Here is a 24,687-nt window from a genome sequence, read left to right on the forward strand (position 1 = left end):
CGGCCTCAAGGCTTGGGCGTGAAGCCCAGCGCCACCGAGTTGATGCAATAACGCTCGCCGCTGGGCTCGGGGCCGTCCGGAAACACATGGCCCAGGTGGGCGTCGCATTCGGAGCAGCGCACCTCGGTGCGAACCATGCCGTGCGAGGTGTCGACGATGCGGGCGATGCGCGCGCAGGCGGCTTCGGCCCAGAAGCTGGGCCAGCCGCAGCCGGGGTCGTATTTGGCGTCGCTGTGGAATAGCAGGGTGCCGCAGCAGACGCAGTGGTAATCGCCGTTTTCAGTGCGGGTATAGTGTTCGCCGCTGAACGGGTGTTCGGTGCCGGCCTGGCGGGTGACGCGGTATTGTTCCGGCGTCAGTTGTCTTTGCCATTCCTGATCGGTTTTTTGCAGGGTCATGGTGTGCTCCTTTGCGGATGGTTCAAGCCTATTTTAGGGCCGAGCGCGGCTGCGGTACATCCGGCCTTAAGGTTTTGCTTGCCTGCGGCGCGGGTGGCGAGGGCGGTGACGGGCTCCTGTCCTGCCCTTTAGTCGTGCCGGCGCGCCGTGGATGACAGCAACCGCATGGGGAGGGCGGGAGAGCATGTCCTAACTATTTTATTAATATATTTATTTAATAGTAAACGCTTCAGAATAGCGCCTCTGTTTTCAAGCGTTCTGCGATTTTTCGTCTTTCCTCCAGGACGGTGTACTATATTTGATACAAAAATCATTATCTGTTGTAAATTTTTGTTGTTTTTATTGGGGCGGGCCATCAGAGTGGCGGCAGTGTCCGGCGCCGGCCGATCCGTCCGTGAGAAAGAATCGGGAGGGCATCTTGGCATGCCGTGACGTGTGTGGATCAAGCGATTTATAAGCGCCTGTCCAAAGCCCTGCGAGCAAGACGAGGCAAGGTCTTGCGGCTGAAGACGAGGAATAAACAGGCGCTGGAGGGGCACTCTGAAGAAGGATTCGCCGTGTTGCGCCTCAGGGGCGCAGCGGACTTTGAACAGGCTATTAAGGGGACTTCATGTTGAAGCTTGGAAACGGATTGATGACGCTGGCGAGCGGTGTTCTCGGCTTGTCATGGCTGCTGTGTCCTGAAGTGAGCGCGGCGGCCGCCACCGGCATCGTGGCGGTGAATAGCGGGCAGTGCTTGAATGTCGGGGGCGGTTCGACCCAGTCCGGGGCCGGCATCATTCAATGGCCCTGCTCGGCGGGAAGCAATGAGCAATGGACGTTTGTGCCCCTGGCAAACGGTTTCTATCACATCGTCTCGCAGAAATCGCAGATGTGCCTGAATGTGCCGGCTTCAAGCCGCAATCAGGGCGTCCAGCTGATTCAATGGCCATGTCAAGGCGTTGCGGTGGCCAATGACCAGTGGAAAATCCAGCCGGTGGATGTCGGTACTTACCATATCGTGTCCGCATCCAGCGGCCAGTGCGTGAACATCTTCTCCGGCGTTGCGACGCAGGGAACCAAGGTGGTGCAATGGCCTTGCCAGGGCAAGGCGCAGGTGAACGACCAGTTCATGTTCGATTATCCCGGCGCCAAAAGCACGGCGCTCCCTTCGGCCTGGAGTGGTGTGATTCCTCTGCCGGTCACCCCGGTGGGCGTCGCCAATCTGCCGGACAACAAGTTGATGATGTGGTCCGCAGATTTTCCCGACGCCTTCAGCGGGGACAGCGGCAATGGCAATAGCAAGACCTATACCGCGCTGTTCGACGCGGCGAAGAACACTCCGCTGCCGTTGACGGTGGTGACCACCGGCGCGAACCTGTTCTGCCCCGGCACGTCGATGTTGCCCAACGGCAATCTATTGATCAACGGCGGTTCCAGCAGCCCTAAAACACAGATATACGATTGGGCGGCCAAGCGTTGGAGCGCCAGCGGCAATATGAACATCCCGCGGGGCTATGAGGCGAATACTGTGTTGTCGGATGGCCGGGTGCTGACTTTGGGCGGTTCCTGGAGCGGCGGCTATAACAGCAAGAGCCGGCCCAATCGCAGCGGGGAGGTATGGGACAGCGGCCATTGGAAAGTGCTTGCCGGCGTGCCGGAAAACAATGTGATTGGTCCCGATCCGCAGGACGCCAATGGCAGCGTGTACCGCGGCGACAACCATTTATGGCTGTTCGCCAGCAGCGGCGGGACGGTGTTCCATGCCGGCCCCAGCGCTCAGATGAATTGGATAGGCACCAGCGGACCCGGCAGCATCGTCTCGGCGGGGACGCGCGGCAATGATCCTTACAGCATCAACGGCAATGCGGTGATGTTTGACGCCGGCCTGATTCTGAAGCTGGGCGGCGCGCCGGCTTATCAGCAGAACACGGGCACCACCTATGCGAGCAACTCGGCCCATCTGATCGATATCCGCGGCGGACCCAAGGCCCAGGTGAAGGTGAAGTCGCTGCCCGGAATGAGCTATCGCCGAGCATTCGCCAATGCGGTGGCCTTGCCCGACGGCGACGTGGTGGTGGTGGGCGGACAGACGATACCGCAGCCGTTCACGGATTCCTATGCGGTGCTGACGCCGGAGCTGTGGAGTTCGGCGAAACAGGTGTTCCAGCCCTTGAAGCCCATGCAGGTGCCGCGGACCTACCATAGCACGGCGATCCTGTTGCAGGATGGGCGAGTGTTTGTCGGCGGCGGCGGCTTGTGCGGCGCCGGCTGCCCGCAAAATCACTTGAACGCGGAGATCCTGAGCCCTCCTTATTTGTTGAACGCGGACGGCAGCCCGGCGGCTCGGCCGGTGATTAGCGCCGCGCCGACGCAGGCGCGGCCGGGGAGCGTGATCGAAGTGAAAACGCAGCAGGCGGCGAGCCAGTTCGCCTTGATGAGGCTGTCCGCGGTGACGCATTCGGTCAACAACGATCAGCGTCGGATCGCTTTGTCGGTGTCGCAGCTTGCGCCAATGTCTGGGGAAATGCGCTATTCCCTGCAGATTCCGGCGGATAGCGGCATGGTTTTGCCGGGCTACTACATGTTGTTCGCGATGAGTCCGCAAGGGGTGCCCAGTGTCGCTCGCATCATCGCCATCAATTAAACGCGGCTTGGGCGGGCTCGTCTGCGGGCTTGCCATGTGGGGGACGTCGTGCGCGGCCGGCGGCGAAGAGGCTGTGGACGGCGGCCGGCTGTTCTACGGCCAGACCGCCTTGGTCGGCCAGCTGTATGTCCATAACCGCCCCTTGGACAGCGAGTACGCGCGTTGCGCCAACTGCCATCGCTTGCAGGATCAGGCGCGGGCGGATGGCCGGTTTGCGCCGGATTTGGGCGCGCGCTTCTTAACGGAGGCCAGCGCCAGGCGCGGGGGGCCAGAGCGGGCGTATACCGAACAGAGCTTTTGCGAGATGTTGCGTAGCGGGAAAGACCCGACCGATATCCTGATCGGCACGGATATGCCGCGCTACCGGCTGAGCGCGGCGGAATGCCGGGCTTTATGGCTTTTTCTACAGGGGCATTAGCATGCAAGGCAAGGGCGGCGCGCCGTTGAATCCGGGACGGCGGAGGTTTGCGATGGGCTTGGCGGGCCTGGCGCCTTTATGGCTGGCGGGGCCGGCCGCATTGGCCAAAACCGCGTGGGCCGGAAATCTGGCCCTGGTGCATGGAGAGATTTCCCCGCCGTTGCCGCTACCGGACTTCATGCTGAATGACAGCGATGGTCAACGGCACAGCTTTCACGCCATGTTGCAGCGGCGCGTGACGGCGGTTCAGCTGATTTTCACCGCCTGCTCCAATGTCTGTCCGATCCAGGGTGCGACGTTTCGGCAAGTGCAGGATTTGCTGCCGGAATCAAAGCGGGCGCGGATACAGTTATTGTCGTTGAGTCTTGACCCATTGAACGATTCGCCCGAACAGTTGCGGCGGTGGCTGGCCCGGTTTCGGCCTAAACCAGGCTGGCGGGCAGCCCGCCCCGAGCTGGCCGATCTGGATCTGATGCTGGCCACGCTCAATCAGCGTCGGACGGATTTGAGCGCGCACCACACGGAGGTCTTGCTGGTGGATTCGAAGAGCCGCTTGGTGTGGCGCTCAACGGAGTTGCCGTCGGCGGAAACCATCGCGCGCACTCTGCTGGCCTTGGCTTAGTTGGCGGTCGGCCGCGTCCCGTTTGGGGGGGCGGCCGTCTTGCTATTGAATTTCGTCCAGCGCGGCGGCCAGGTGGGATTCGTCGGCCCATTGTTCAAGCCGCCATTGCCCGTCGCTATAGCTCAGCCAGTTCAAGGCCGCGTTGGGGATGGGGAAGTCCCGGGCTTCGGACATCGGCTTGCCGGTGGCCAGCCGGTACATCATTTCCAGCACGCCGCCGTGGGTGACCACCAGCAGGGTCTGGCCCAGATGGCGGCGGGCGATGCCGGTGAAGCCGTCACGGATGCGGCCCATGAAGGCGTTGAGGCTTTCCCCGCCCTTGAGGTCGTAGTCCGGGTCACGGGATTTGAGTTGCAGATAGTCGTCGCGGATGCTGTGTTCCGCCTCGGCGTAGGTCAGGCCCTGAAACACGCCCATATGGCGCTCGCGCAATTCGGCGCTGAAGGTGGGCGTCAGATTCAATCGCGTTTGCAGCGGCGCGGCGGTCTGGCGGGTGCGGGTCAGGTCGCTGACGTAGAGCGCGTCGAAGGCGTAGCGTCCCGGCCATAGCGCGTGGCTGAGGCTTGTCGCCTGTTCCTGGCCGGTGGGGTTGAGGGGGATGTCGGTGTGGCCTTGCAATCGATATTCGCGGTTCCAGTCGGTTTCGCCATGGCGGACGATGCAAAAACGGGTGGTGTGCTGCATTCCTGTCTTTCTGATTTTTTAACTGCCGAATTGCGGCGGGGCGAAGTTATAGAATGCCCACGCCGGAGATGTCGCGCGCTAGGTTGGCGGCGTAGTTGTCGGTCATGCCGCCGACAAAGTCCAATACTTTCATATAAGCCTGATACAGGCTGTCGTCACTGCGGATGTGCTGTTCCAGCAAACCCATGGCTAGGTGCTCGCGCGGGCTCAGGCGCTCGGCGCCCTTGCTGACGTAGGCGTGGGCGGCGGGGATCAGCGCGTCCAGGATGCCGGCCATGCACGGGTAGGAGGCGAGTTCGGTCACCAGCTTGGTGCGGTGGCGGTAGACCCGGGTGCTGGCCAGCTCCTTGGCGTGGATCAACGCGTCCTGCACCTGGGCGCCACATAGATTGATCAGGTCCTTGGCCGGGAATTCGCCGCGCAGCAGGCTGTCGTGGTGCAGCATGAATTTCTCGGCCACTTCGCTGACGCAGCGGCCGATGGCGATGCCGCGCAGGGTGCCGCATTTCTGACGCACGTCCTGCATGTCCCAGATGCGTTCGTATTCGGTGAAGCCGGAGAACAGGGTTTCGAATTCCTTGAAGTCCAGAATGCCGATCTCCACCGCGTCTTCCAGGTCCAGAATGGCGTAGCAGATGTCGTCGGCGGCCTCCATCAGGTAGGACAGCGGGTGGCGGCTCCATTGCTGGATGCCCTTGGGCAGCAGGCCCAGCTCCGAGGCCACGCGCTGGAAATAGGGCAGTTCGGTGCGATAGATGTTGAATTTGTCGCGCGCCTGGGCGGCTTCGGCGTCCGATGTCCACGGGTATTTGATCAGTGCGCCCAGGGCGGCGGCGGTCAGGCGCATGCCGCCTTCGCCGGTGTACATTTCCAGCGTGGCCAGCATGCGCAGGCCGTGGGCGTTGCCTTCGTAGGTCTGCACGTCGCGGATTTCCTCCGGCGCCAGACCGTGCAGCCAGTGGGCGTTGCGTTCGGCGCGGAACCAGTCGCGCAGCGCGTATTCGCCGGTGTGGCCGAAGGGCGGATTGCCGATGTCGTGAGCCAGGCAGGCCACTTGCACCACGGCGCCGATATCGTGCGGCGTGTAGTTGTCCGGCAGCAGGTGGGCGTGCTGCATCATCATGCCGACGCGGTTGCCCAGGCTGCGGCCGACGCTGGCCACCTCAACGCTGTGGGTCAGCCGGTTGTGGGTGTGGTCGTGGCGCGCCAGCGGGTGCACCTGGGTTTTGCGGCCCAGCCGGCGGAAGGCGCTGGAGAACACCACGCGGTCGTGGTCGATGTGGAAGTCGGTGCGCAAGCCCGGGCTGCCTTCTTTGGTGGCCGGGGTGCGGGTTTCCTTGACGTGGCCCTGAATGACTTTGAAGCGTTTGGTGGAGAGGAGTCGTTCCCAATTCATGCGTGCGGAGGAGGTCATGGCGTGGCCCGTGGTGCTGTTGTATTGATGATATGGGCGCGGCGGGCAAAACAAAAGAGCCAGCGCGGGGCTGGCTCTTGGAATGGGGTCGCGGGTTTAGCGTTTGCCGGTCTGATTGCCGACCACGCCGCCCACCGCGGCGCCGCCCACGGTACCGATGGCGTCGCCGCCGGTGAGCACGGAGCCGAGCACGGCGCCGGCGGCCGCGCCGATGGCGGTGTTTTGCTGACGCTTGGACATATTGGCGCAACCGGACAGCAGGCTGACGGCGATCAGGCTGGCGGCAATGGCTTTAACGGCGGATTTGCTGGTCATCGAAGTCATGGAAGTCTCCAAAAACATAAAGTAGGTCTTGTGTAGTTTGAGACGCTTGGAATGCCATCTGGTTCCTGTTTCTGCGCGCCTTTTCGTAACCATACGTACAGCATTCTATATGCTGTATTGATGATTTCCAGTACGCGGCGCGATATTAAGTAAACTAATTTGTTTACTTATTGCGGTGACGAGATTAGCATGGGCCATTGTCTCATTGGTATGCATCATGAATGTTTCCCATCCCAAGCTGATTTTACTGACTGTCTGTCTGGTGGCGCTGATGAGCACGGCCGGCGTGGCCATGCCTTATCCCATTCTGGCGCCCATCTTCGTGAACTCCGCGCCGGATGCGTTCAACCACTTCCTGGGGCTGCCGCCCAAGCTGCTGTTGGGCGTGGCCCTGGCCGCCAATCCGCTGGGCATTTTGCTGGGCAGCACCTTGATTGGAGCGTTGTCGGACCGGCTGGGACGGCGGCGGGTGCTGACCGGAACCTTGTTGCTGACCTTTCTGGGCTATTTGCTGACGGCGTACGCCTTGTGGAGCCGCTGGTATCTGTTGTTCGTGCTGGCGCGTTTCGTTACCGGCCTGACCGAGGGCAATGTGGCGGTGGCGCGCGCCATCGTGGCGGATCTGCATCCGCAGTTGGACCGTGCGCGTTCCTTCGCCATTCTCAACGCGGTGCTGTACACCGGCTGGCTGGTGGGGCCGCTGATCGGCGGTTTGACCTTGCCCTTGGGCGAGGCGGTGCCTTTCCTGCTGGCGGCCGGCGCCATCCTGCTGTGCCTGGGGGTGCTGCTGGCCTTCCTGCCGGAAACCGGCGAGCGCATGCACCAGGAGCAGTCCTTGCTGCAGGTGATGCGCGGCCAGCACTCTTTTCGTCTGCTGTCGGCGGATCCTTTGCTGGCGCGGCTGTTCTGGATGCAGCTGGCCTTCGCCGTCGGGGTCAACGCTTTTTACGAGTTCTACCCCTTGTGGCTGGTGGAGTACGCGCGGCTGGACAGTCGCGGCATCGCGGTGGTGACGGCGCTGATGTGCGTATTGATGACGTCGGCCAGCGTTTTGCTGGGCAAGCTTGGGCATAAACGGGCACCGCTGGAGCTGGCGCGCATCAATGCGGCCTGGGTGGCCCTGGGCCTGCTGGGTTTGAGCCTGCTGGCGGATCTGCCTTGGCCGGGCATAGGCTTGATTGTGTTGTTGGGCGTGCCGCTGGCGATTTACAACGCCATCCTGCCCAGTTGGTGTTCGGAGCGCTTCGCCAGCCTGGGGCAGGGCAGCGTGATGGGCCTACTGACCACGATCTTCTGCGTGGCCAATGTGTTGGTGGCCTTGCTGGGCAGCGTGCTGACCATTCTGGACACCCGGCTGGTGCTGGTCCTGGGCGCTTTGACGTGCGGCCTGGCCGCCGCCTGGCTGCAAGGCGTGATCCGCGAAGCGGAGGAAGCCTGATGGCGGTGGCGATGAATAGCGCGGATCGGTTGCTGTATCTGCTGAAAACGCGAGGGCCTCAGACGGCGCAGACGCTGGCGGCGGAATTGGGACTGACCAGCATGGGCGCGCGTAAGCATTTGCTGGCGCTGGAGGAGAAGGGGCTGGCGCGGATGGAGGCCCAGGCTCAGGGCGTGGGCCGGCCGGCCCAGCTCTGGCGCTTGACCGAGAGCGGCCATGGCCGTTTTCCGGACCGGCACGCGGATTTGACCTTGCAGTTGCTGGAGCAGGTGAGGGAATTGTTTGGCGAGTCCGGCCTGGAGAGTCTGATTCAACGGCGAGAGGCGCAGTCGGAGGAGGAGTACCGGCAGGCGATGTCCGGCGCCGATGCGCTGGCGGATCGGGTGGCCGCGCTGGCGCGGATACGCAGCCAGGAAGGTTATATGGCGGAAGCGCGTCAAGACGGCGAGGGCTGGCTGTTGCTGGAAAACCATTGCCCGATCTGCGCGGCGGCGCGTCAATGCCAGGGCTTGTGCCGATCCGAACTGGCGTTGTTTGCCCGGGTGTTGGGGCCGGGGGCGGAAGTGCGGCGACTGGAGCACGCGCTGGACAAGGGCGGGCGGCGCTGCGTGTATCGCATCGTGCCCTTGGCGGAGTGAGGCGCCGCGGCGCTTGCTTTTTGAATTCATGGACTTGCGTTAGCTGATTGTATTTCGCAATGCGGATTTACCGGGATAGTTTTATCAGGTACATTCCGGCGTTTTTCCACGTGATTGGCGCTTGCTCCGACGCTGGGCGGCGCCTCCTCGGTGGTTGCTCTCCGTTCTGAGGCAAGGCCCTTGCTCAGGACCCTCATGCATTTCACCATTTTCGACACGCCCGTGATCCGGCCTTTGTTCCGCTGCCTGTCCATCGTCATGCTCAAACTGAGCGGCTGGAAGCTGCGGGGGGAGTTTCCCAAGCTGGACAAATACGTGCTGATCGGTGCGCCGCATACCAGCAACTGGGATTTTCCGTTGACGCTGGCCGTGTGTTTCGCCGCGCGGGCCAAGATTTACTGGATGGGCAAGCACACGCTGTTCGCCGGGCCGATGGGGCCGGTGATGCGTTGGTTGGGCGGCATTCCGGTCAAGCGACATCAGAATAACTCGCTGGTGCAGCAGATGGTGGAAGTGTACCGGCGTTCGGACCGGCTGGTGGTGGCGATTCCGCCGGAGGGCACGCGCAAGACGGTGTCCGAATGGAAGACCGGCTTTTATCATATCGCCTGCGGCGCGGAGGTGCCGGTGGCTTTGGCGTATCTGGATTACAGCCGCAAGGAGGCCGGTTTCGGTCCCATATTCACGCCCAGCGGCGATATCGACGCCGATATGCCGCGTATTCGCGCCTTTTACGCCGACAAGGTGGGCAAGCGTTCGAATCGAGGCTAAGTCAGCGTTCGCGGCGTCTGTTCAAAGCCACGCTCTTGCTCGCGAGATTTTGAACAGGTTCTCAGGGCGCCGCGGCCTGGGCGGCGGCGCTGACCGGCAGAAATTGCAAGAAGGGGCCGGCGATCAGGGATTGGCCGAAGTCGATGGCGCTGCGGCGCAGTTTCTCGTCCGACAATTCCGCCAGCAGGTCCAGCCTGGCCATCATCTTGCCGAATTCCCGCTCGAAGGACAGATTGCGCACGTTGCCGATCTCATTGGACAGCAAGACCGGCGCGCCGCTGATCTGGCGGTTGTTCAGCATCCAGGCCGCCACTTCCAGATTGTGCGAGGCGTTGGCCAGTTGCTGCGCGTCCAGCCCGTGCACCAGAAACAGCTCGGTGCGTCCGCCGTAGGCGTCCACCAGCATGGAGCCCATGCCGTAAATCAAGGCACCGGCCCGGTCGCCGCCAAAACCCGGGTCGAAAGCCGCGTTCATCGCCGCGATCGAGCGCTGGCCGCTCAAGGCCGGCAGTGGGACGTTGTTGCGGATGGAGCTCATGACCTGGCGCATCGCGGCCGGGTAGTCGGCCGCGCCGGTCTTGCGCCATTCTCTGGGATTGCGCTTATACAGTTTTTCCAGCAGGGTTTGCAAGCTGGCCAGATTGTCGCGCATGGCCAGATTGGCCGTGCGGTTGGCGCTGCTCTGTCCCAGCTCGTTGCCGCGGAAGTCGTCGCCGGCGACGGGTTTCTGCACCGGGGTGTAAGCGCAGGCGCTTAGAAGTAGAGCGGCGAGCGGCAGCAAGGGCCTGAGCGACATGGGAATGGAGCTCCAGAAGTGGAATGCCCGTTGGTGTACCACGCCCGCGGCGGGCTTGGCAATGCGCGGCGCGCGTCCGCTTACGGCGTTTTGCCGGCGAACAGCGCCTTCCAGCCGTCCAGGCCCAGCTGTTTCAGCGTTTCGATATTCTTTTCATAGATGGCTTCCGCCTGCGGGAAGGCTTCCACCGCGCGGCCGATGCTGGCTTCGCGCAGCAGGTGCAAGGTCGGGTAGGGCGCGCGGTTGGTGAAGTTCTCGATATCGTTGACGCCGGTGCCTTCAAATTGGAACTTGGGGTGGAAACTGGCGACTTGAAGCTCGCCGTCCAGTCCCATGTCTTCCACGATGGCGTCGGCGATATCGAGAAAGTCGTTGAAATCCAGAAAGCGTTGCAGCGCGCGCGGGTGGATCAGCAAGGTGGTGTCGATCTCGTCCGGGCTGCTGTCGGCCAGTAGACGCAGTTCGGAGGCGAGCTCTTGCGCCAACTGATCCGGCTGGGCGGCGTCGCTGACCACGTAGCGCACCTGATTTTTCACGTAGACGCTCTTGGCGAACGGACAGAGATTGAGCCCTATCACCGCTTTTTCCAGCCAGTCGCGAGTGACGGCGATGATGTGTTCGTGATCGTCGGAGACGGACATGGGGATTCCTTGCGTTGAACCGTGAATGCAAAAAACCCGGCGCGAGGCCGGGTTTTCATCAAGCTGACTAATCGCGGGGATTAGATGGGCTGGATGTTGGAGGCTTGTTTGCCTTTCGGGCCGTCTACGACGTCAAAGCTAACGCGCTGGTTTTCAGCCAGGGTGCGGAAGCCTTTGGCATTGATCTGGGAGAAGTGAGCGAACACGTCGTCGCCGCCTTCATCCGGGGTGATAAAGCCAAAACCTTTGGAGTCGTTGAACCACTTAACGGTACCGGTTGCCATTTTGTTAATTCCTCAAAACGAGCAGTTGAATAAAAGGCACGAAGTTCAAGGGAAATGGCGACTGAGGTACGGACTTAATGCCACTACGACAACAACACATCCACAACTTGAGCATCCTGCGGCAGGAATATTGCCAATAGTTCCGGGTCATGGCAAGCGTTTTCTGCATGGCCGAAAGGGTTTTTATCCTGTTTTTTCAGGATGCCCTGGCATTTCTGCCGGTTTTTTATGGTTTGGAGTCAGGCTCCGAAGCAACCGGCTTGCTCCGCGCGGTCCAATTCCGCGCGCAACCAGTCCGCCGCCAGCGGACAGCCGTCCTCCACCTTGCCCACCGCCATGCTCAGCACTTGTTGCTTGCTGACCCCGTTTTCACGCCAACTCTGGCCGCCGGATTGCAGATTGAGCAAGATGGGCATCAAACGGTCTATCGCGCGGGCGAAGCGCGCTTCAGGAGTTTTGCGTGCCTCGAACTCTTGCCACAAGGCCAGCAGGTCCGCGGCGATGGGCTGGGGCAATAGACCCAGGATGCGGCGCATCGCGGCCAACTCTTCCGCTTCGCGTTCGGCGGCGCCGTCCGCGGCATAGACGAGGGTGTCGCCGGTGTCGATCTCGCCCAGGTCGTGAATCAACAACATGCGCACGACTTTGTCGATGTCCACCGGCTCGGCGGCGAAGTCGCGCAGATTGAGAGCGAAGAGGGCGATCTGCCAGCTGTGTTCCGCCGAATTCTCGTAGCGGTTCACATAAGCGGCCTTGGTTTTGCGCAGGACCGTTTTGAGTTTGTCCACTTCAATAATGAAGGCGATGTGCTGTTGCAGCGTTTGCAGTTGGTTTTGCATGGGAATATAAGGCGGATAGGCGGGCGATGCGCCGAGGGCGCAAATTATGCGCGGCGCGTGGTGGTTTGGAAAGGGCGCTGTCGCACGCTTTGCCGCATGCTGCATATACTGGAATGAAGGGGCATTGAAAATGGGAGAGGGCATGGGCAAGCAGGAGCTGACGCTGGAGATCGTGGAGCCTGAGGCGTTTCACGATTTTATGGAAGTGATGAGCGATTACGCGCCGCAGGTTGAGCATCTAGTTTGCCAACTGGGTTTCGGCGACACCGACGCCGCGCAGATCGATCAGCTGTTTCGTTTGCTGCACAGCATCAAGGGCGACGCCAGCATGTGCCAGGTGCGCTTTGTGGTGCCTTTCGTCCATTCGCTGGAAAGCCTGCTGGAGAGGCTGCGCAGCGGCGAAGTGAGCTATGAGGATTCGATAGGCGACGTCATGCTGCTGGTGATGGACCGTCTGGGCCTGGCGCTGGACGCCCTGGAAAACCACGAATTGCTGGACGACCTGCAACTGCCCCTGCTGATGCGGGCGCTGAACCAGGTGGCGGAGTGCCCGGTTGGCGAGTTGTTGCAGCGTTGTCAGCAACTGGTGGAGCAGATCACCGGCATTCCCTTGCATGTGATCGAGTCGGAAACGCCGGCGGACGCCGCCGCGCAGCTCAGCCAGGGCGATTTGGCGTTTTTTCGGATATTGGCTCTGCAGTTCGAACAGCGCTTGCCGCAGTTCCAGGGCCGTACCGAGCGCAATCTGGAACTGGCGCTGGAGGCCAGCCGCCAGGCGCCGGGGATGGTGGACGATAGGCAGCTGGAGGCGGCGGTGTATATGCACGATATCGGCATGATGCTGTTGCCGGAGTCGTTCTGGCTGAAAGTGGGGCGGATGAGAGAGTCCGAGCGCCGCCAGATGGCGGAACACCCGGGTTGGGCGGCGGGCCTGCTGGAGCGGATGCCGGCCTGGGCCGATGCGGCGCGCATCGTGGCCCAGCATCACGAGATGCCCGACGGCAAGGGCTATCCGCATGGCCTGCACGGCGAGGAAATTTGCAGCGGCGCGCTTATTCTGGCTCTGGTTGACGCGTTCGAGGCGGTGACTTTGAAGCACTCGCATCGCGGTTTGCGTCATTCGATGATGCGCGCCATCGCCGAGATCAACGCCTCGGAGCGTCAGTTCGATCCCTTTTGGCTGGCGCGCTTCAATCAGGTGATCCGCATGCGGTTGGCGGCTTGCGCCAAACGGCCGCCGGGAGATTAGTTGGTGTCAGACGCCGTGTTGTTTGAACCATTGCAGCATGCGCCGCCAGCCGTCGTTGGCGGCGGAGGCGTTGTAAGTCGGACGATAGTCGGCGTTGAAGCCGTGGTCGGCCTCAGGGTAAACCACGATTTCGGAGGGTTGGCCGGCGGCGCGCAGCGCGGCCTTCATCTTGTCCACCGACTCCAGAGGAATACCTTTGTCCAGCCCGCCGTAAAGCCCGAGTACCGGCGCATGCAACTGCGCGACAATGTCCAGCGGCTGGCGCGGTGTATTGGCGCCGGTCTCTCCTTGCAGCCGCCCGTACCAGGCGGCGCCGGCTTTGAGCGCGGGATTATGCGCAGCGTACAGCCATACTTGGCGTCCGCCCCAGCAAAAGCCGGTGATGGCCGCGCGCTTGACGTCGCCGCCGTGGCCGCCGGCCCAGGCCAGCGTGGCGTCCAGATCTGCCATCACCTGCTTGTCCGGCACCTTGCTGACCAGGCCGCTGACCAGTTCGCCGATGCTGGCGACCTTGCTGGGGTCGCCCTGGCGGAAATACAGTTCCGGTGCCACCGCCAGATAGCCGGCCTTGGCCAGCCGGCGGCACAGATCGCGGATATGTTCGTGCACGCCGAAGATTTCCTGAACCACCAGCACTACCGGCAAGGGGCCGGCGGCGGCGGAAGGCTTGGCTGCGTAGCCGGGCATGACGGCCGGCCCGGTCGGAATTTCCACCGCGCCGGCGCTGAGGCCATCGCCGTCGGTGAGAATGGCGCTGGCGGCGATGGGCTGTACCGCCAGGGCGAAGCCCACGCCCACGGCGCTGTTCAAGAAGTCCCTGCGCGAAGCGTCGACGCGTCGATTGCTTGTCATAACGGCATTCTCCAACAAGGTGATTGGATAGAAGCAACTAGATTAATGTCATTGACATTGCCTGGCAAGCCGGCGCGAGAGCGGGTCCTCGGGGGCTTCCTTAGGTCGATGGAATGCGGCATTATTCACAGCCATTGAAGCATGACTTAACGAAACGTAAATAGATTATGCCGGACTCCTCCAAAGTGAAGCTGCCTACCAGCTTCTTGCGCATCGGCCAGCAACTGCCGGTTGACGTGTACGCCAAGAACGGCCTGCTGCTGCTGAAAAAAGGTCATTACGTGCTGACGCCGGAGCAGCGCGAGCGGCTGGTGACGCTGGCGCACGGCAACAGCGAGGAGGTGGCGGCGCGCTTGGAGCGCGAACAGCTGGAGCGCGCGGCGCAGCGTGAAAAAGAGGCCGCGGCGCAGGTGCAGCCCAATCCCATCATGGAGTTGGGCTTCCAGACCCGCCGCGCCGAGGGCCTGCTATTGCACGGCTTGGCGGTGCCGGGCCTGGCCGGGAGGCTGGCGGACATGGCGGACGCGTTGATCCGGCTGGCTTGCAAGCAGCCGGACGGGGTGTTGGCCAGCGTGCTGCTGACGCCCTATCGCGACATCGGCAGCGCCCATAGCGTGCACGTGGCGGCCATCATGGCGGTGCTGGGCCGGCGGCTGGGCATGGAGGAGGCGCGCTTGCAAGCGGTAGTGGGCGCGGCCTTGAGCATGAATGTGGCGATCACCGGCTTGTTGAATCAACTATCGCGGCAGCAAACGCCGCCGGACGCCGCGCAGCGCGATGATCTCTACGCCCATCCCATTGTCGGTTCCGCCATTTTGCGCGAGGCCGGCGTGGTGGACGAACATTGGCATCTATTGGTGCAGACCCACCAGGAGCAACGCGGCGGCGACGGGTACCCGCAGGGGCTGCGCGGCGAGGACATCCACCCGGACGCGGCCCTGCTGCACATGGTGGATGTGTTGTGTTCCTGTATACATCAGCCGCAGCCGGCGCTGCCGGCTTTGGTGATTGGCAGCCTGTATCGCGGCGAGCTGGGCGATTTCGATCCGCAGCACGCGGCCTTGTTGATCAAGGAGCTGGGCGTGTACCCGCCCGGCAGTTTCGTCAAGCTGGCCAGCAACGAGATCGGCGTGGTTACCCACCGCAGCGACAAGGCCAACGCGCCGCGCGTGGCGGCCTTGCGCAAGTTGGACGGCGCGCCCTACGCCGACGCGCTGCTGCGCGACACCCGGCAGAACGCTTACCGGGTGCTGGAGGCGGCGCCGTTGGCGGCGGCGGTGGTGAAGCCGGCTTATCTGTCCAAGCTATGGCAGAAGTGAACACGTTCTCAGAGCCTGTTCAAAGTCTGCTGCGCATCGCGAGGCGTTACACGGCGAGTACGCCTTGTCTCGTCTTCGCTGGATCGTAAACACGTTTTCAGGGATGCGCCTGGCCCAGCGGCCGTAACTGGATGCCGGATACATCCTTGATTTTCCAGATGCGACGGATATGCGCGAGATCGCGTCCGGACTCGTCGCGCAGCCGCGTTTCCGGCAAAAAACTCATTTCCACATCCACATTGCCCAAATAGACTGCCTCGCCGCGCTTCACTTCGAACGGCGCGGCCAGGCGGAAGCCGCGCATTTTGCGGCTGACGCCCCAGGCCCCGTCCTCCAGCCAGTTGGCCCAGACTTGCTCCACCCGATACTGGCCCGGCTCCAGCGTGAACAGCATCAATTTGCCCTCCGTCATGGATTTGCCCTGTTCGCCGAACACGGTGTCGGTTAGCAGGCTGGCGCTGTCGGCCGCCACGATGCGGCCGGCGGCGTTGGCGATATCCAGCCCTAGCGTCGCGCTGTCCGGGTTGGAGGATTTGCCGGTCAGCGACAGGATGGCGTAGCCGCGCTCGGCCGGCGGCTCCAAAGAGCCGCGCAGGCGCTCGGCCATGCCGGCGCAAGCGGAGAGCAGAAAAGCGCAAAGAGCGATGACGAAGATTCGTGTCGGCATGGTTCTTCCTATCGTCCGCCGGAAGCGGCGGTTTGACTTGAATTGTCCGCTGTTTGCGCTTGCGGCTTCAAGCCAAGCACCAAGAGCGCGCTGAGCAGCAGCGAACCGCTGAGCCAGAAGTAAGCCAGTGTGTGGCTGCCGGTGGCGGCCTCAATCAAGCCCAGTGCATAGGGGCCGATGAAACCGCCGACATTGCCCACGGAATTGATCAAACCGATGGCGCCCGCCGCCAGCGTGCCGGTCAGAAACGTGGTGGGGATGGACCACCACACGCCCATCGGGCTGTAGACGCCGATGGCGACGACGGTGACGGAGAGCAGCGCCACGGCGATATTGTCGCTCAGCGCGCCGATCAGGAAGCCGGCGGCGGCGAGCAAGAGGGGCAGCGCCACATGCCAGCGCTTTTCCCCGCGGCGGGACGAGGAATGGCCCAGCCACAGCATGGCGGCCAGGGCCGCCAGCATGGGCACGGCGGAGGCGAGGCCGATGGCCAGCGGCGACCAGCCTGAGGCGTTCTTGATCACCGTGGGCATCCAGAAACTGAAGCCCCAGAAACCGGTAATCCATAGAAAATAGATCAGGCACAGCCGCAGCACCGCCGGCTGCGCCAGCGCCTGGCGCAGCGTGGCCGGTTGTTGTTGGCGCGTGACGGCTATCTCCGCCCGCAGGGCGTTGATCAGATAGCGTTTTTCCTCTGTGTTCAGCCAGGCGGCCTGGGCCGGATCGTCCCGTAGCCACAGCAGTATGGCGAAGCCGTAAAGCACAGTGACGCCGCCTTCCAGCAGGAACAGGCTTTGCCAGCCCTTGAGGCCGAAGGGCTGCAAGCCCACCATCCAGCCGGCCAGCGGCGCGCCGACGATGGCGGAGACCAGCAGCGAACACAGGGTGATGGAAATGGCGCGGGAGCGGGTTTCCGCGACGAACCAGCGCGGGATCACCGAGGCGTAGATCACTGGGTAGAAGCTGGCTTCGCACACTCCCAGCATAAAGCGCAGCAGATAGAACTGCCATTCGTTCTGCACCAGGCCCAGCAGCATGCTGACCGCTCCCCAGGAAAACAGGATGCGCGCGATCCAGCGACTGGGGCTCCAGCGCTCGGCCAGGATGGCTCCGGGCACTTCGAACAGCACGTAGCCGGCGAAGAAAATGCCGGCGGCAAGGCCGTAGACCTTGGCGTCGAAGCCGAGGTCGGCGTTCATGGTCAAGGCCGCGTAGCTGACGTTGACCCGATCCAGAAAGGCCAGCATGGAGGCGATGAACAGCGGGGCGAGAATGCGCAGATAGGTTTTGCGCAGAACGGAGGTCTTGACGGAGTCTGGGCTCATGCGGCGCTCTCGCTTAATGGGTGAATGCCGTCAAGATGCGCAGAAAGCGCCGCGCAGTCAATCCAGATGCGGTTCGAAGAACCCCAGCAAGCGGGAGGGCAGCCAGTCCAGCGTGCCGGGGAAGGCGCCGGAAGCGAAGCCGACATGGCCTCCGTGGCGGGGAAATTCCAAGGTGACGCTGGCGGCTACATCGGTTTGACGCGGCAGCGCCTGCTCCGGCAGGAAGGGGTCGTTGCGCGCGTTCAGCACCAGGGTGGGGAGCGCGATCTGGCCCAGCCGCGGTTTGGCGCTGGCGCTGCGCCAGTAATTGAGCGCGGTGCCGAAGCCGTGGATGGGCGCGGTGACCAGGTCGTCGAACTCGATGAAGGTGCGCGCGCGGCTAAGTTTGCCCTCGTCGAACAGACCGGGATGGCGTTGCAGCGATTCCAAGGCCTTGGGCTTGAGCGTGCCCATGAACATGCGGGTGTAAAGCAGTTTGCCCAGACCCCGGTCCAGTTGGGTGCTGGCCGCCACCAGGTCCAGCGGCGCGGACACCGCCGCTGCCGCGCGCGGCAGCGCCAGCGCGCCTTCGTCCGCCAGGTAGTTGAGCAGCATGCTGCCGCCAAGTGATACCGCGGCGGCGGCCAAGATCGGGAAGCGTTGAGCCAGCCGGCTCAGAATCCAGCGCACCTCGGCGCCGTCGCCGGCGTGATAGGCGCGCGGCAAGGGATTGTCCACGCCGCCGCAGCCGCGAAAATGCGGCACTACGCCATGCCAACCGCGCCGCTGCACCGCCAGCATGAGCGCGCGCGCGTAGTGGCTGTCGCTGCTGCCTTCCAGTCCGTGAAATAGCACCACCAGCGGCGCGCCGGGCCGCCCGGCGACAAAATCCAGCGCGATGCGGGCGCCGTCCGGCGTGTCCCACAGTTCGCGGCGGTAGTCGGGGCGCGGGGTCTTGATCGCCAGCGCCGGCCAGATGGTTTGGGCGTGGCCGCCGCGCAGCCAGGTGGGAGACTGGTAAGCCATGGCTCAGTCCGGCTTTTTCTGAGCCGATTTGGGGCGGAAGGCTTTGACTACCGCTTCATGGGTTTCGATATAGGGGCCGTCCAGCAAATCTATGCAATAGGGCACGGCGGCGAAGATGCCGGGCACTTCCACCTGGCCGTCGGCGTCGCGCAGGCCCTCCAGCGTTTCCTTGATCGCCTTGGGCTGGCCGGGCAGGTTGAGGATCAGCGCCTGCTTGCGGATCACGCCCACCTGGCGCGACAGGATGGCGGTGGGCACGAAGCGCAGGCTGATCTGGCGCATCTGCTCGCCGAAGCCGGGCATCTCGCGGTCCGCCACCGCCAACGTGGCCTCGGGGGTGACGTCGCGGGCGGCCGGGCCGGTGCCGCCGGTGGTCAGCACCAGCTGGCAGCCTTCCTCGTCCACCAGCGCCTTGAGCGCGGCTTCGATTTGCGGCTGTTCGTCTGGGATCAGGCGGGCGACGACGACAAAGGGGCTGGCCAGCGCGGCGGCCAGCCAGTCCCGCAGCGCCGGAATGCCCTTGTCTTCGTACACGCCGCTACTGGCGCGGTCGGAGATCGAGACCAGGCCTACTTTCAGCATTACTCGTCGTCCTCTTGGTCCTGCTGATGCAGGCGCGGCTTGCCCGGTTCCGGGATCACGTCCTTGACGGCCTGATAGAGCAGGCGGAAGGACTTGGGCGGTTTGTTGTCCTGTTTTTCCTTGCGCGCGTTGCGGATCAGCGTACGCAGTTGCTGCGGATCTGCGGCGGGGAAGTCGGTGACGAAGTTGGCCAGCATCTTGTCGTCTTCCATCAATCGTTCGCGCCAGCGTTCCAGCAGGTGCTGCCAGGCGATGTGCTCGGACGATTCGCCTTTGAGAATTTGCAGGTATTGTTGGATCGGTTCCGGGTCCACATCGCGCATCAGCTTGCCGATGTATTGCAGCTGGCGGCGCAGCGCGCCGTGCGCGGTAAAGCGTTTATAGTCCAGAATAGCGGTGAGGAGGTCTTCCGGCAGCTGCATTTTCTTCAGCGTGTCCTTGGACAGCTCCACCAGTTCGCGGCCCAGGTCTTGCAGCGCATCCATGTCGCGCTTGCGCTGGGATTTGCTGACGTAGCCGTCGTCCGGGCTGTCGTTCTGGTAATGGGTCATCGTTGGCAATTCTCAATCGGTTTTCTCAAGGCTGGTATGATACCGGAAAAGGCCTCCGGCCGTTTCGACCATTGCGAAAGACACTATGGCAGACAAGACATTCAGTTTCAGCCAGGCCGCGCTGGAGGACATCGCCTCCCGCGTCATCGAACTGGCCAAGGCCGAAGGCGCCAGCGCCGCCGAGGCCGACGTTTCCGAAGGACTGGGCCAGACCGTGAGCGTGCGCCTGTCCGAGGTGGAAACCATCGAGTACAACCAGGACAAGGGCGTGGGCGTGACCGTCTACCTGGGGCAGAAGAAGGGCCACGCCAGCACCTCCGATTTTTCCGAAGAAGCGCTGGCGGACACTGTGCGCGCGGCGCGGGACATCGCGCGTTACACCGCCGAGGACCCTTGCGCCGGCCTGGCCGATTCCCAGCTGATGGCCACCGAGTTTCCCGATCTCAGCTTGTACCACCCGTGGGCGCTGCCGGTGGAGGAAGCCATCGAACTGGCCAAGTCCTGCGAGGCCGCGGCGCTGGCGGCCGATCCGCGCATCCGCAATTCCGAGGGCGGCACCGCCTCGTCGCAGTCCAGCCACTTCGCTTACGCCAACAGCCACGGATTCATCGCCGGCTACGCCAGCAGCCGTCACAGTATTTCCGCTGCGGTGGTGGCCGAGGACGGCGGCGCGATGCAGCGCGATTACTGGTATTCGTCGGCGCGCCGGCGTGAGGATCTGGACGCGCCGGAAGCCATCGGCGCCAAGGCCGGCCAGCGAGCGGCGCGGCGACTGGGCGCGCGCAAGGTGAAGACCGGGCAGTATCCGGTGGTGTTCGAGGCGCCGATAGCCGCCTCGCTGCTCAGCCACTTGGTGGCCGCCATCAGCGGCGGCAGCCTGTACCGCAAATCGTCCTTCCTATTGGATTCGCTGGGCAAGCCGGTGATGTCGGCCAATGTCACCATAGACGAAGACCCCTTCTTGCTGCGCGGCATGGCCAGCGGCGCCTTCGACAACGAGGGCGTGGCCACGGTGGCGCGCCGGCTGGTGGACAAGGGGGTGTTGCAGGGTTATATGCTGGGCAGTTACTCTGCGCGCAAACTGGGCATGCAGACCACCGGCAACGCCGGAGGCGCGCATAATCTGGTCGTGCATTCCACCGGCGAAAGCCTGGAGGAACTGCTGCGAACCATGGGCACCGGCCTGCTGGTGACCGAGCTGCTGGGCCAGGGCGTCAACACCGTGACCGGTGATTACTCGCGCGGCGCGGCCGGCTTCTGGGTGGAGCGCGGCGTGATCGTGCACCCGGTGGAGGAAATCACCATCGCGGGCAATCTGCGCGAGATGTTCATGCAGATAGACGCGGTGGGCAACGACGTGCTGGAGCGCGGCGGCCGGCAGATGGGCTCGGTGCTGTTGCGTAGCATGATGGTGGCCGGCGAGGCCTGAGAACCTGTTCAATGTCTGCTGCGCATCGGCGATACTGCGTTAAAAACCGCTTCGAAATGCTCATGTACCGTATGTACATTCCGCTTTCTCAGCGGTTTTTGCCTTGTCTCGCTCTTGCTCGCGAGACTTTGAGCAGGTTCTGAGGCCGGCGATGGCGGATCTGTTCGCGCCGGAAGAGGGCGGCTGGCTGGAGCGCCTGTCGCCCGGCGCGGCTTTGTTGCATCGACGTGTTTGCGAGATCGACGCCGTCTTGCTGGCGGAAGTGGAAGCGGTGCTACGGCAAGTGCCTCCGCGCGGCATGCAGACGCCGGGCGGACGGGCGATGTCGGTAGCCACTTCCAGCTGCGGCGCTTGCGGCTGGGTGTCCGACGCGCGCGGCTACCGCTACGCCGAGCGTGACCCCGGCAGCGGCCAGCCTTGGCCGGCGATGCCGGCCTTGTTGCGCGCCCTGGCCGAGGAGGCCGCCGCCGAGGCCGGCTTCCCCGGCTTCGAGCCGGACGCCTGCCTGATCAATTGCTATGCGCCGGGCGCCAAGATGTCCTTGCATCAGGATAAGGACGAGCGCGACTTCGGCGCGCCCATCGTGTCCGTGTCGTTGGGCTTGCCGGCGATCTTCCTGTTTGGCGGCCTTAGCCGCGCCGAGCGTCCCGGCCGCGTAGAGCTGGCTCATGGCGACGTATTGGTGTGGGGCGGGCCGGACCGAATGCGTTTCCACGGGGTGTTGCCGGTGGCGGACGGGATGCACCCGTTGCTGGGGCGCCGTCGCATCAATCTGACTTTTCGCAAGGCGCGCTGATCCATGGCTGAACCGGCCGACTCCACTTCGTTGTCTTTATCCCTGTCCTTGCCCGAGGATTTCCGTCGGGAGGACTTCATGGCTTTCCACCGCCGCGACGCTCAGGAGCTATCCGAGCGGGTGACGGCGGACGGTTTGCGCAAGGGCTTGCTGTGGCGCGGCGCGCCGGCCTGCCTTGGCATGGATTTCGCCGCGGACACGGTGCGGGTAGGCCTGGATGCGGATACGCCGCCGCGGGTCGGCGACGAGGCCGTGTTGATAAGCATGGCGCGCCGCATGCTGGGACTGGAACAGCCGGTGGCGGATTTCGAGCGCGCGCATCGCAGTCATCCCCAACTGGCGGGGCTGCTCGCCGCGCGTCCCGGTTTGCGCGTGCCGCAGACCACCACCCCGTTTGAGGCGCTGGTTTGGGCGGTCACGGGCCAGCAGATCAGCGTGCATGCCGCGATTTCGCTGCGGCGCAGGCTGATGCAGTTGGTCGGCAACCGTCACAGCGGCGGCCTGCTATGCCACCCGTCGCCGCAGCAGGTGGCGGAACTGGAGCCGGATCAACTGGGGCTGGCCGGCTTCTCTCGCGCCAAAACCCGAACCTTGCTGGAACTGAGCCGGCAGACGGCAGACGGCGGCCTGCCCTTGCAAGACTGGCTGGACGACGGCGCGCCGGAGAAGATTGCCGCGCGGCTGCTGGCCTTGCCCGGCATCGGCCCGTGGACGGTCAGCTACGCGCTGTTGCGCGGCTATGGCTGGCTGGACGGTTCGCTGCACGGGGACGTGGCGGTGCGGCGCGGCCTGCAGCGCTTGCTGGAACGGGCCGAGGCGGTGTCTCCGCGCGAGACCGAGCAGTGGTTGCAAGGCTTCGCGCCGTGGCGCGCGCTGGTGGGGGCGCATCTATGGGCGATGCAGACGGCGGCCGCTTATTGAGCCTGTACTACCGATTTCCGCCGTGAGGGCTTGGCGCTGGCCGCGACGTTTGACTATGCCTAAATAGAACAAGAGGCCGTGCGGCGTCCGGAGAACCGGTCCGCCGCCAACATAGCCACGCGAGGTGCGGGATGGGGAGGCAATCCGATATCGGACTGGTATTGTCGGGCGGCGGCGCGCGCGCGGCTTACCAAGTAGGGGTGTTGCTGGGAATCTCCCGGCTGCTGCCGGATGCGCGCGTCAACCCCTTTCCCATCATCTGCGGCACGTCGGCCGGGGCTATCAACGCGGTGGCGCTGGCCTCCGGCGCCGGCAATTTCAACCTGGCGGTATCCACGCTGGCGCAGATGTGGAAACAGCTACACATCCAGGATGTCTACGACGCCAGTTCCGGTTATTTTCTGAAGACCTTTTTGCATTTCGGCCTGTCGGTGATGTCCGGCGGCCGTCTGTGGCGCAATCCCAAAAGCTTTCTCGACAACGCCCCGCTGCGTGAACTGCTGACCAAGGTCATGGTGTTCGAGGGAATAGACCATTCTGTTCGCCACGGTGCGCTCAAGGCGCTGGCGCTGACGGCCTCGTGTTACACCACTGGGATGTCGGTCACCTTTTTCCAGGGCGCGGACAGCTTGGAGGAGTGGGAGCGCTATCAGCGGCTGGGCATGCGCGAGCGCATCAATATTGAGCACATGATGGCCACCTCGGCCATTCCCTTGATTTTCCCCTCGGTGTGCATAGGGGAGAAGTTTTACTGCGACGGCGCGGTGCGTCAGTTGTCGCCCTTGTCGCCGGCCTTGCACCTGGGGGCGGAAAAGCTGTTCGTGGTTGGCCTGGCCAGCAAGCGGCCGGACACCATAGAACGCCGCCACAGCGGTTTTTATCCGTCGCCGGCGCAGATTTTCGGCCATCTGCTCAATAGCGTGTTCATCGACAGCATGTCGGTGGACATGGAGCGGCTGACCCGGGTCAACCATACCGTGTCGCTGTTGCAAAGCCACGAAGAGTTGGCGCGCCAGACTCAGTTGCGCAAAGTGGATATCTTCATGCTCAACCCCAGCAAATCGCTGGAGGGCATCGCCTACAAGCACACCCGGCTGTTCCCGCCCTTGCTGCGCTTCCTGATGAAGGGCACCGGGGCCACCCGTCACCGGGGCACCGCCTTGGCCACGTATTTGCTGTTTGAGCCGGGCTATACCCGCGAGTTGATCGCCTTGGGCTATAAGGATGCCTTGCATCAGAAAGAGGCTATCCGCCGTTTCCTGGAACTTTAAGCCCCGGCGCGGTTCTGAATCCTCCATGTTGTATGGCACAATCATGCGCCATGACGTTTTACCGCCAAACATTGAGGAAGATATGGGCTTGAGCAACCGACAAGGTTTTCTGCTGATCGCCGCCGCCTGCGCCGGCGCGATGGGTTTCGCACTATTCGCGCAGTACCAGTTGGGCCTGGAGCCTTGCCCGCTGTGCATTTTCCAGCGCATCGGCGTGATCGCCGCCGGCGTCGTCGCCTTGTTGGCGGCTTTGGTCAACCCCGGCCGTTGCGGCGTCAGGGCCTGGGGCGGTTTGACGATTCTGGCCGCTTTGGGCGGCCTGTCGGTGTCGCTACGCCAACTGTGGCTGCAACACTTGCCGGCAGACCAGGTACCGGCCTGCGGTCCCGGCCTGGAGTTCCTGATGGAGTCCTCGCCGTTGATGGAAGTGATTTCCAAGGTCTTGAAGGGCAGCGGCGAGTGCGCCACCGTGGACTGGACCTTTCTGGGAATGGCGATGCCGTTCTGGGTAGCGGTGTTCTTCGTTGGCGTGATTGGCTTCGCCGGCTGGCTGCTGGCGCGCAAGTCGGCCTGATAGCGCATTGTCGTGCAGCGAAGGCCGCCTTGGGCGGCCTTTTTCTTGGGGCCATGATCTTATTGCATGCTTAAGATGTAAATAATAATGCCATCATCGGAAATCGCGCGGCCGGCAGACGCGCGTGTGCTTTTATCGCCACAGCCGAAATTTATTTAAGTTGTTGATTTTAAATGGACGTGTGGTCCTCCGGTCTTGGGAAGGGGGCCGGCGACCACCGCCAATCTCTTTGTAGCGCCCGCTGCGGCAGCTT

27 protein-coding genes are annotated in these 24,687 nt (G+C 63.3%); 13 read left to right on the plus strand and 14 right to left on the minus strand.

Annotated features, from left to right (window positions below; all coding sequences use genetic code 11):
* Nucleotides 1-5: 5 nt before the first annotated feature.
* Nucleotides 6-398: a peptide-methionine (R)-S-oxide reductase MsrB gene (msrB, locus tag B0T39_RS05005; RefSeq protein ID WP_081545087.1), complete on the minus strand. Its 393-nt coding sequence runs from the start codon at nt 396-398 to the stop codon at nt 6-8.
* Nucleotides 399-1,008: 610 nt separating this feature from the next.
* Between msrB and B0T39_RS05010 the strand changes: the two genes are divergently transcribed.
* Genes B0T39_RS05010 through B0T39_RS05020 form a run of 3 tightly spaced genes read left to right on the plus strand, consistent with a single transcriptional unit; the run spans nt 1,009 to nt 4,064 of the window.
* A complete protein-coding gene (locus B0T39_RS05010) occupies nt 1,009-3,024 on the plus strand; it encodes an RICIN domain-containing protein (protein WP_081545088.1) in 2,016 nt (671 codons plus the stop codon).
* Between the two features lie 34 nt (nt 3,025-3,058).
* Nucleotides 3,059-3,442: a c-type cytochrome gene (locus B0T39_RS05015; protein WP_176219485.1), complete on the plus strand. Its 384-nt coding sequence runs from the start codon at nt 3,059-3,061 to the stop codon at nt 3,440-3,442.
* Between the two features lie 58 nt (nt 3,443-3,500).
* Entirely contained in the window at nt 3,501-4,064 is a 564-nt protein-coding gene (locus B0T39_RS05020; protein ID WP_176219486.1) for an SCO family protein, read from the plus strand.
* 42 nt (nt 4,065-4,106) lie between these two features.
* On the opposite strand, the gene B0T39_RS05025 is transcribed toward B0T39_RS05020, so the two are convergent.
* From B0T39_RS05025 to B0T39_RS05035, 3 genes are all read right to left on the minus strand, one after another.
* On the minus strand, nt 4,107-4,748 hold the full coding sequence (locus tag B0T39_RS05025) for a histidine phosphatase family protein (protein ID WP_081545091.1): 642 nt from the start codon (nt 4,746-4,748) through the stop codon (nt 4,107-4,109).
* 46 nt (nt 4,749-4,794) lie between these two features.
* Entirely contained in the window at nt 4,795-6,162 is a 1,368-nt protein-coding gene (locus B0T39_RS05030; protein ID WP_254894493.1) for a deoxyguanosinetriphosphate triphosphohydrolase, read from the minus strand.
* 96 nt (nt 6,163-6,258) lie between these two features.
* Entirely contained in the window at nt 6,259-6,486 is a 228-nt protein-coding gene (locus tag B0T39_RS05035; protein WP_081545093.1) for a glycine zipper 2TM domain-containing protein, read from the minus strand.
* A 217-nt stretch (nt 6,487-6,703) separates the two neighbouring features.
* Here B0T39_RS05035 and B0T39_RS05040 point away from each other — a divergent pair, with 217 nt between their 5' ends.
* The 3 genes from B0T39_RS05040 (at nt 6,704) to B0T39_RS05050 (ending at nt 9,333) form a co-directional block, all read left to right on the plus strand.
* Entirely contained in the window at nt 6,704-7,924 is a 1,221-nt protein-coding gene (locus B0T39_RS05040) for an MFS transporter (RefSeq protein WP_081545094.1), read from the plus strand.
* An 11-nt stretch (nt 7,925-7,935) separates the two neighbouring features.
* Nucleotides 7,936-8,562: a helix-turn-helix transcriptional regulator gene (locus B0T39_RS05045; RefSeq protein ID WP_081545170.1), complete on the plus strand. Its 627-nt coding sequence runs from the start codon at nt 7,936-7,938 to the stop codon at nt 8,560-8,562.
* A 195-nt stretch (nt 8,563-8,757) separates the two neighbouring features.
* Nucleotides 8,758-9,333 (plus strand): lysophospholipid acyltransferase family protein, encoded by a 576-nt coding sequence (locus B0T39_RS05050; protein WP_081545095.1) that lies wholly within the window; start codon nt 8,758-8,760, stop codon nt 9,331-9,333.
* Nucleotides 9,334-9,394: 61 nt separating this feature from the next.
* Here the strand turns inward: B0T39_RS05050 and B0T39_RS05055 are convergent, their stop codons facing one another.
* The 4 genes from B0T39_RS05055 to B0T39_RS05070 form a co-directional block, all read right to left on the minus strand.
* Nucleotides 9,395-10,129, minus strand: a complete 735-nt coding sequence (locus tag B0T39_RS05055) for a hypothetical protein (RefSeq protein WP_081545096.1) — start codon at nt 10,127-10,129, stop codon at nt 9,395-9,397.
* Nucleotides 10,130-10,209: 80 nt separating this feature from the next.
* Nucleotides 10,210-10,770: a DUF1415 domain-containing protein gene (locus tag B0T39_RS05060; RefSeq protein WP_081545097.1), complete on the minus strand. Its 561-nt coding sequence runs from the start codon at nt 10,768-10,770 to the stop codon at nt 10,210-10,212.
* Between the two features lie 80 nt (nt 10,771-10,850).
* Complete coding sequence (locus tag B0T39_RS05065; RefSeq protein ID WP_019101682.1) at nt 10,851-11,054, minus strand: cold-shock protein; 204 nt, start codon at nt 11,052-11,054, stop codon at nt 10,851-10,853.
* Nucleotides 11,055-11,293: 239 nt separating this feature from the next.
* Nucleotides 11,294-11,893 carry an HD domain-containing protein gene (locus B0T39_RS05070; protein ID WP_081545098.1) on the minus strand — a complete coding sequence of 200 codons (600 nt, stop codon included), beginning with the start codon at nt 11,891-11,893 and terminating at the stop codon, nt 11,294-11,296.
* 142 nt (nt 11,894-12,035) lie between these two features.
* Between B0T39_RS05070 and B0T39_RS05075 the strand changes: the two genes are divergently transcribed.
* Nucleotides 12,036-13,142, plus strand: a complete 1,107-nt coding sequence (locus B0T39_RS05075; RefSeq protein ID WP_176219487.1) for an HD domain-containing phosphohydrolase — start codon at nt 12,036-12,038, stop codon at nt 13,140-13,142.
* A 6-nt stretch (nt 13,143-13,148) separates the two neighbouring features.
* On the opposite strand, the gene B0T39_RS05080 is transcribed toward B0T39_RS05075, so the two are convergent.
* Nucleotides 13,149-13,994 (minus strand): dienelactone hydrolase family protein, encoded by an 846-nt coding sequence (locus B0T39_RS05080; protein WP_081545100.1) that lies wholly within the window; start codon nt 13,992-13,994, stop codon nt 13,149-13,151.
* Between the two features lie 167 nt (nt 13,995-14,161).
* On the opposite strand from B0T39_RS05080, the gene B0T39_RS05085 reads away from it, so the two are divergent.
* Nucleotides 14,162-15,313, plus strand: a complete 1,152-nt coding sequence (locus B0T39_RS05085) for an HD-GYP domain-containing protein (RefSeq protein WP_081545101.1) — start codon at nt 14,162-14,164, stop codon at nt 15,311-15,313.
* Between the two features lie 97 nt (nt 15,314-15,410).
* Here B0T39_RS05085 and B0T39_RS05090 read toward each other — a convergent pair whose 3' ends face one another.
* The 5 genes from B0T39_RS05090 to yjgA are packed head-to-tail and all read right to left on the minus strand — an operon-like array spanning nt 15,411 to nt 19,443.
* Nucleotides 15,411-15,980 (minus strand): hypothetical protein, encoded by a 570-nt coding sequence (locus tag B0T39_RS05090; RefSeq protein WP_081545102.1) that lies wholly within the window; start codon nt 15,978-15,980, stop codon nt 15,411-15,413.
* An 8-nt stretch (nt 15,981-15,988) separates the two neighbouring features.
* Nucleotides 15,989-17,305: an MFS transporter gene (locus B0T39_RS05095; protein WP_081545103.1), complete on the minus strand. Its 1,317-nt coding sequence runs from the start codon at nt 17,303-17,305 to the stop codon at nt 15,989-15,991.
* Nucleotides 17,306-17,362: 57 nt separating this feature from the next.
* Nucleotides 17,363-18,310, minus strand: coding sequence for a YheT family hydrolase (locus tag B0T39_RS05100; protein WP_081545104.1), 948 nt, complete (start codon nt 18,308-18,310; stop codon nt 17,363-17,365).
* A gap of 3 nt (nt 18,311-18,313) precedes the next feature.
* On the minus strand, nt 18,314-18,892 hold the full coding sequence (gene mog, locus B0T39_RS05105) for a molybdopterin adenylyltransferase (RefSeq protein WP_081545105.1): 579 nt from the start codon (nt 18,890-18,892) through the stop codon (nt 18,314-18,316).
* Nucleotides 18,892-19,443 (minus strand): ribosome biogenesis factor YjgA, encoded by a 552-nt coding sequence (yjgA, locus tag B0T39_RS05110; RefSeq protein ID WP_081545106.1) that lies wholly within the window; start codon nt 19,441-19,443, stop codon nt 18,892-18,894. Before yjgA ends, mog begins: the two co-directional genes overlap by 1 nt.
* A gap of 85 nt (nt 19,444-19,528) precedes the next feature.
* On the opposite strand from yjgA, the gene pmbA reads away from it, so the two are divergent.
* The 5 genes from pmbA to B0T39_RS05135 all read left to right on the plus strand — a co-directional run bounded on the left by pmbA (nt 19,529) and on the right by B0T39_RS05135 (nt 24,434).
* On the plus strand, nt 19,529-20,872 hold the full coding sequence (pmbA, locus tag B0T39_RS05115; protein ID WP_081545107.1) for a metalloprotease PmbA: 1,344 nt from the start codon (nt 19,529-19,531) through the stop codon (nt 20,870-20,872).
* Nucleotides 20,873-21,023: 151 nt separating this feature from the next.
* Entirely contained in the window at nt 21,024-21,668 is a 645-nt protein-coding gene (gene alkB, locus B0T39_RS05120) for a DNA oxidative demethylase AlkB (protein WP_081545108.1), read from the plus strand.
* 3 nt (nt 21,669-21,671) lie between these two features.
* Nucleotides 21,672-22,589 (plus strand): DNA-3-methyladenine glycosylase family protein, encoded by a 918-nt coding sequence (locus B0T39_RS05125; protein WP_217806198.1) that lies wholly within the window; start codon nt 21,672-21,674, stop codon nt 22,587-22,589.
* Between the two features lie 131 nt (nt 22,590-22,720).
* Nucleotides 22,721-23,860 carry a patatin-like phospholipase family protein gene (locus B0T39_RS05130; protein ID WP_081545109.1) on the plus strand — a complete coding sequence of 380 codons (1,140 nt, stop codon included), beginning with the start codon at nt 22,721-22,723 and terminating at the stop codon, nt 23,858-23,860.
* An 82-nt stretch (nt 23,861-23,942) separates the two neighbouring features.
* Nucleotides 23,943-24,434, plus strand: a complete 492-nt coding sequence (locus tag B0T39_RS05135; protein ID WP_081545110.1) for a disulfide bond formation protein B — start codon at nt 23,943-23,945, stop codon at nt 24,432-24,434.
* Nucleotides 24,435-24,687: the final 253 nt, after the last annotated feature.

It is taken from the genome of Chromobacterium haemolyticum, assembly GCF_002081825.1.
Classification (GTDB): domain Bacteria; phylum Pseudomonadota; class Gammaproteobacteria; order Burkholderiales; family Chromobacteriaceae; genus Chromobacterium; species Chromobacterium fluminis.

Coding starts and splice junctions, on each gene's coding strand:
- B0T39_RS05125 (WP_217806198.1), top strand. CDS start 21,672: ATGGCTGAACCGGCCGACTCCACTTCGTTGTCTTTATCCCTGTCCTTG.
- B0T39_RS05030 (WP_254894493.1), bottom strand. CDS start 6,162: ATGACCTCCTCCGCACGCATGAATTGGGAACGACTCCTCTCCACCAAA.
- B0T39_RS05085 (WP_081545101.1), top strand. CDS start 14,162: ATGCCGGACTCCTCCAAAGTGAAGCTGCCTACCAGCTTCTTGCGCATC.
- B0T39_RS05015 (WP_176219485.1), top strand. CDS start 3,059: ATGTGGGGGACGTCGTGCGCGGCCGGCGGCGAAGAGGCTGTGGACGGC.
- B0T39_RS05095 (WP_081545103.1), bottom strand. CDS start 17,305: ATGAGCCCAGACTCCGTCAAGACCTCCGTTCTGCGCAAAACCTATCTG.
- B0T39_RS05010 (WP_081545088.1), top strand. CDS start 1,009: ATGTTGAAGCTTGGAAACGGATTGATGACGCTGGCGAGCGGTGTTCTC.
- alkB (WP_081545108.1), top strand. CDS start 21,024: ATGGCGGATCTGTTCGCGCCGGAAGAGGGCGGCTGGCTGGAGCGCCTG.
- B0T39_RS05080 (WP_081545100.1), bottom strand. CDS start 13,994: ATGACAAGCAATCGACGCGTCGACGCTTCGCGCAGGGACTTCTTGAAC.
- yjgA (WP_081545106.1), bottom strand. CDS start 19,443: ATGACCCATTACCAGAACGACAGCCCGGACGACGGCTACGTCAGCAAA.
- B0T39_RS05070 (WP_081545098.1), bottom strand. CDS start 11,893: ATGCAAAACCAACTGCAAACGCTGCAACAGCACATCGCCTTCATTATT.
- B0T39_RS05065 (WP_019101682.1), bottom strand. CDS start 11,054: ATGGCAACCGGTACCGTTAAGTGGTTCAACGACTCCAAAGGTTTTGGC.
- B0T39_RS05055 (WP_081545096.1), bottom strand. CDS start 10,129: ATGTCGCTCAGGCCCTTGCTGCCGCTCGCCGCTCTACTTCTAAGCGCC.
- B0T39_RS05090 (WP_081545102.1), bottom strand. CDS start 15,980: ATGCCGACACGAATCTTCGTCATCGCTCTTTGCGCTTTTCTGCTCTCC.
- B0T39_RS05050 (WP_081545095.1), top strand. CDS start 8,758: ATGCATTTCACCATTTTCGACACGCCCGTGATCCGGCCTTTGTTCCGC.
- B0T39_RS05060 (WP_081545097.1), bottom strand. CDS start 10,770: ATGTCCGTCTCCGACGATCACGAACACATCATCGCCGTCACTCGCGAC.
- mog (WP_081545105.1), bottom strand. CDS start 18,892: ATGCTGAAAGTAGGCCTGGTCTCGATCTCCGACCGCGCCAGTAGCGGC.
- B0T39_RS05040 (WP_081545094.1), top strand. CDS start 6,704: ATGAATGTTTCCCATCCCAAGCTGATTTTACTGACTGTCTGTCTGGTG.
- B0T39_RS05075 (WP_176219487.1), top strand. CDS start 12,036: ATGGGCAAGCAGGAGCTGACGCTGGAGATCGTGGAGCCTGAGGCGTTT.
- B0T39_RS05035 (WP_081545093.1), bottom strand. CDS start 6,486: ATGACTTCGATGACCAGCAAATCCGCCGTTAAAGCCATTGCCGCCAGC.
- B0T39_RS05135 (WP_081545110.1), top strand. CDS start 23,943: ATGGGCTTGAGCAACCGACAAGGTTTTCTGCTGATCGCCGCCGCCTGC.
- B0T39_RS05045 (WP_081545170.1), top strand. CDS start 7,936: ATGAATAGCGCGGATCGGTTGCTGTATCTGCTGAAAACGCGAGGGCCT.
- B0T39_RS05100 (WP_081545104.1), bottom strand. CDS start 18,310: ATGGCTTACCAGTCTCCCACCTGGCTGCGCGGCGGCCACGCCCAAACC.
- pmbA (WP_081545107.1), top strand. CDS start 19,529: ATGGCAGACAAGACATTCAGTTTCAGCCAGGCCGCGCTGGAGGACATC.
- B0T39_RS05130 (WP_081545109.1), top strand. CDS start 22,721: ATGGGGAGGCAATCCGATATCGGACTGGTATTGTCGGGCGGCGGCGCG.
- msrB (WP_081545087.1), bottom strand. CDS start 398: ATGACCCTGCAAAAAACCGATCAGGAATGGCAAAGACAACTGACGCCG.
- B0T39_RS05025 (WP_081545091.1), bottom strand. CDS start 4,748: ATGCAGCACACCACCCGTTTTTGCATCGTCCGCCATGGCGAAACCGAC.